The sequence below is a fragment of the [Clostridium] symbiosum ATCC 14940 genome (assembly GCF_000466485.1).
Lineage (GTDB): Bacteria > Bacillota > Clostridia > Lachnospirales > Lachnospiraceae > Otoolea > Otoolea symbiosa.
Genome location: NZ_KE993010.1, coordinates 1 through 4,438, shown reverse-complemented (window position 1 = coordinate 4,438; position 4,438 = coordinate 1). Strand labels below are relative to the sequence as shown.

5 protein-coding genes are annotated in these 4,438 nt (G+C 42.2%); all 5 read right to left on the bottom strand.

All coding sequences use genetic code 11. From position 1 onward, the window contains the following. Positions 1 to 526: 526 nt before the first annotated feature. Positions 527 to 1,111 (bottom strand): hypothetical protein, encoded by a 585-nt coding sequence (locus tag CLOSYM_RS18660; protein WP_021643348.1) that lies wholly within the window; start codon positions 1,109 to 1,111, stop codon positions 527 to 529. Then, positions 1,102 to 1,335 (bottom strand): hypothetical protein, encoded by a 234-nt coding sequence (locus CLOSYM_RS18655; RefSeq protein WP_021643347.1) that lies wholly within the window; start codon positions 1,333 to 1,335, stop codon positions 1,102 to 1,104. Before CLOSYM_RS18655 ends, CLOSYM_RS18660 begins: the two co-directional genes overlap by 10 nt. A gap of 199 nt (positions 1,336 to 1,534) precedes the next feature. Then, on the bottom strand, positions 1,535 to 2,722 hold the full coding sequence (locus CLOSYM_RS18650; RefSeq protein WP_021643346.1) for an IS110 family RNA-guided transposase: 1,188 nt from the start codon (positions 2,720 to 2,722) through the stop codon (positions 1,535 to 1,537). A 952-nt stretch (positions 2,723 to 3,674) separates the two neighbouring features. Continuing rightward, positions 3,675 to 3,971, bottom strand: a complete 297-nt coding sequence (locus tag CLOSYM_RS18640; RefSeq protein WP_021643343.1) for a hypothetical protein — start codon at positions 3,969 to 3,971, stop codon at positions 3,675 to 3,677. 3 nt (positions 3,972 to 3,974) lie between these two features. Beyond that, on the bottom strand, positions 3,975 to 4,438 hold a 464-nt coding region (locus tag CLOSYM_RS23095; protein WP_021643342.1), incomplete at its 5' end, for a hypothetical protein.

Sequence of the window (4,438 nt, the reverse complement as noted above, 5' to 3'; positions counted from 1 at the left end):
CCCCTTATACCCCCTGGTGTGCGCCATTTTACCATGGAACCAACCCATAGGTCAATTTCCTTTTCCTTGCGTTTTTCTTACCGGTTTCTTACTGGCGGCACATATCTCAAGGGTCGAAAAATAATCTGCCGGGTGGCTTGGCGGCACCCAGGTTTTGCTATAAACCGGGTTCTGCCACCCAGAACACCCCGAAACACCGCAAAATCAAAGGATTATTGGGTGGCGCAAAAATTTGACCACCTAATAACAGTGTTTCCGCCAAAGGCGCTATTTTCAGTAAGATGCCTCTGCCTGGCTATTTTCTTGCCCATGTGCCACACTGTGACCGCCCGTGTTGCCCTTTTCCTGCCGGACTCGGAAAGATGTACCATGAACCAAGTAAATCGGCTCGTTGGCCCGATGTGAAACGGAGACATTATTCCAAAATCCGAAAAAATCGCAGAGTCGAAAAGTGTGCAGGTTAAAGGCCGGGTGGCTTGACGCCACCCGGCCGGAGGACATCGCCCGGCAAAGCCGGGCAAAAATCCTATTTTTCAAACACAAGAAAATCTATTCCAACAACTTTCTTCTTTTTATAATTATCCAAAGCCACATCATTCTCTAAATCTTCATTTCCTATCCAAGTAATGATGTTTTCAGACTTTCTAATTATGTCAGAATTGTTTTTCTTATACTGAAAATTTGTCTCTACTCCAATTCCTAAAATTCGAAATGCTATGTTCTGTTTTTTTACCACCTCCCCAAATGTTTGATAAAATTTTTGAAAGTAATGTTCATTACTCGTATTGATTTTATCTGCATCCAAATCAGGATATCCCTCTGTGTTAATCCATAAATTATAAACATATTCTTCATTGATTTTTTCCAAATAAATCCCCAAGTCCTTTAAACTATCGGACTTTAAATTAATAACAATAATTTTTGATTCATTTAAAGCATGGCTTACTAAATACATGCTTTGTAATTCTTGTTGATTCGCCCACATCCAATTATCAATGCTAGAAATTTTTTCGATAGAAATTTTCAATTTTTTAATTTCACTGTTATGTAATATTTGTTCTAAATCTAAAAATTCTTTACATATCAAATTGAATTCTAATACTATGGCCATATAGTACCTCCATTATTAATAGCATCAAGTACTCTTCCACTTCCCGCACCTGGATATAAACTAACAAAATCTCCATTTTCTTTAATTCTTAGCAAATCTTCTCCTTTAGTGTAATAATACTCTCCATTTTTTATGTCATGAATGATCTGATCTGGCGATTTGAAAATGTCATCTGCATGTTTCTTATAGTCAGTATAGTCCTTCATATCAGGATAATCTTTCATATGTTCGCCATACTTCTTTCCAACTTGTTTAGAATCGTAATTAACACTATCTGGAGCTTTAGAATCCCCCTTGGCACTGGCGCTGAACCCTCATAACTTTTGCGCCTTTTTTCTCTATTCTTTTGGAAAAGGCGGTAAACCAATTTTTTGTGTTTCTATTACTTTCATCTTAGCACAAACTGTTCGTGACCGACAACCATTATTGCTCCGGTTCCCGGTATTCTGTGTGGTTCTTTAACATTCCGTACACGATATTCACCAGCCTGCGGGCAATGCAGATTAACGCCTGCTGTTTATTCTTACCTTCTGCTACTCTCTTTAAATAATACTCCCGGAATACCTTATTCCTCGGTGTCCCGTTGGTGGAAACTTGTATCATCTGGATTGCCAGAAAATAAAAGATTGCCTGCAACCGCCTGTTTCCCTGCTTCGGACACATATCTTTGCCTTTTCCCGCAGATGAAAAGTTGATCGGACATATTCCTGCGAACTTTGCCAGCTTATTGGCGTTGGAAAAACGATTAATATCTCCTATCTCTGACAACATATTCGCTGCTGTTGTCACGTCCACTCCGGGCATAGTCATCAGGGTACAGTTAAATGATGGCAGCATATTTACTATTGCTGCCTCCACAATCTCAAGCTGTTCCCGGTAATGCTCCAAATCTCCTGTAATGCTGCGCGTGATGGCATCCCGGCTCGCCTGGTGCTCCCTAATTGCCTGACCGTCCGTGCGCACCAGTTCCAGTATCTTTTCTGCCCGTTTTACAGAACAGTTGTTATGGCTGACCGGGCGTAGCTCTGCCGCCAGTTCTTCTGCGCTCTTCCCTTTAAGATGTTCCGGTGACGGATACATTAGCCAGAAGTAAAGTGCTGTCCTGCGGCTGATATCGCCAAAGAACTGTTTGTAGCTGGGATACGCCACGCAAAGCTGTTCATGCAGTTGGTTCTTTAATCTTTGCTGATGGGAACAGATGTTGTCCCGGCGGTTTACCAACTGACTCAGTGTCCAGTAGGAATCATCTGGTATAGCATCTGGCAGTTTGTCCAGCATATTGATTAATACGAGCGCAACAGCCTCCGCATCGTAGCTGTCACTTTTCTGGTACATTGGAACACTTTTTCTCTGGGCATAGGACAACGCTGTATTCACGTCTTTCACCATACAGCCCTTTTCAATCAGCCACACTGCAAGCGCACGGCCGTAGCCGTATGCATTCTCTAATCCGTATGCCGCTGTCTTTTCTTCTGTTACAAACCGACCGACCTTTCTTGTCAGCTTATGGAACTCTGACGGTTTGTTCTCAAAGGTGATCTCACCTAATTTCTGGTTCCAGCAGTCAAGCATTACTGCTGTGTGTGTTTCCTTATGCAGGTCAATCCCCACATAGATGATGTTTTCTTTTCTCGTCTGAATCCTTCCTTTTCATCCTGTCTCCATCCACTATCAAAAAATCACCGGCAACCTCAGCTGATAAGCGTTATGTGCCGAATTACGCCCTACGGCAACGGCCATCGCAAGGGGGATTAAGCCTGTCTGCTTCCCTAATCTTGGATTTCACAGGTTATTCTCCTGTCGGAGTTGTCGTATGTTAACTCTGAATAGGAACATCCGCAAGTCATCCGGGTGCAGTTCTGAATGTTTGTGAAATGTGATACAGAAATGGCAGGCTGATTTGTGACATAGTGGTATCGCCAGAAAAGAAAATGAACCAGCAGCCAATATCTTATGACCGCTGGTTCATTACTATGTTTTTCTGGCAGTTTCAATCATCAGCCACTTATTTCCCCCTTATACCCCCTGGTGTGCGCCATTTTACCACGGAACCAGCCCACAGGTCAATTTCCTTTTCCTTGCATTTTTCTTACCGGTTCCTTACTTTCGGTATTCATTTCAAAGGTCGAAAAATAATCTGCTGGGTGGCTTGGCGGCACCCAAGTTTTCTCATTTCCAGAATTTTGCCACCCAAAATGCTTCGATCGCCCACATAAAAGGCTATTTCTGGGTGGCAAAGCTACAAAATAACTATACCCGACAGTCAACTTTTTTGAATTCCGATCCAGTAGTTTTCTTTTATCCGGTTTCCGTTGGTCCGCTCCCATCATCCTCTTGCCCCTGTGACGCGCCGTGACCGCCCGTGTTGCCGATTTGGAAGCGTGATCGGAAAAATGTACCATAAAGCAGGTGAATTGGCTCGTTGCCCCGATTTGAAACAGAGCCATTTTCCCGGAATTCAAGGAAAAATCTCAGGGTCGAAATGTGTGCTGGTTAAAGGCTGGGTGGCTTTACGCCACCCAGACCGGAAGACATCGCCCGGCAAAGCCGGGCGGTACTTGTATCATTTACTTACAAAACTAATAGCAGTCTCAAGAATTTGCATTAGTTCTTCCTTTGACCTACAACATGCCTTATATTTAGGAGCATCCCAATTCCCATCTTTTATTAATTGTACTACAAACTTTCCATCTACTTCATACTCAGGATACCATCCCAAATCTAGCAAATAACTGTCAACATATTTAACTTGTAACAAATCCTCTGTTAATGAATCTAACTGCTCAAAAAATGATTTTGAAAAGTCTATATGAAATTCATCATATATGATTTCTCCTAATTTAAAATCTACACTATTCATATGCTACCTCAATAATTTTAAATATTCAGACTCTGAAATTGGATGACCATGTATTGTATTGGCACTATTCTCAATTCGGATATATTGAGTTTCTTTCCCTCCTGTAGCACCAATAACTTCATCATATGCTTTAACCTTCCAATTCTTTCCGTTCGTAGTAGACGTTCCAGTCTCCCAAGCATTTCTTTCAAAAGCTTCAATATCCGTAATATCTTTGGAATACTTTGCTGGTCCGTCCTTTGTAGATTTAACGATGTCTTTCCATGATTTATTTTTATCCGGAAAATGTTTATGTCCATGATCTGTCCAATCTACATCAGTCTCAGAATCCCCCTTACCTTCCTCCTCCGATTCTTTTTTATTCTCCTGATCCCTCAAGATATTACCTGGCGGCAATCCCCCAGCCACTGAAACCGCTGCATCTCCCGGTATTACCTCTCCGACTCCCGGCAGTACAACCTGCTGGC

Bases quoted from the DNA above. Each gene is read 5' to 3' on its own strand.
- CLOSYM_RS18660 (WP_021643348.1), bottom strand. From the start codon at position 1,111: ATGGCCATAGTATTAGAATTCAATTTGATATGTAAAGAATTTTTAGAT.
- CLOSYM_RS18640 (WP_021643343.1), bottom strand. From the start codon at position 3,971: ATGAATAGTGTAGATTTTAAATTAGGAGAAATCATATATGATGAATTT.
- CLOSYM_RS18655 (WP_021643347.1), bottom strand. From the start codon at position 1,335: ATGAAAGATTATCCTGATATGAAGGACTATACTGACTATAAGAAACAT.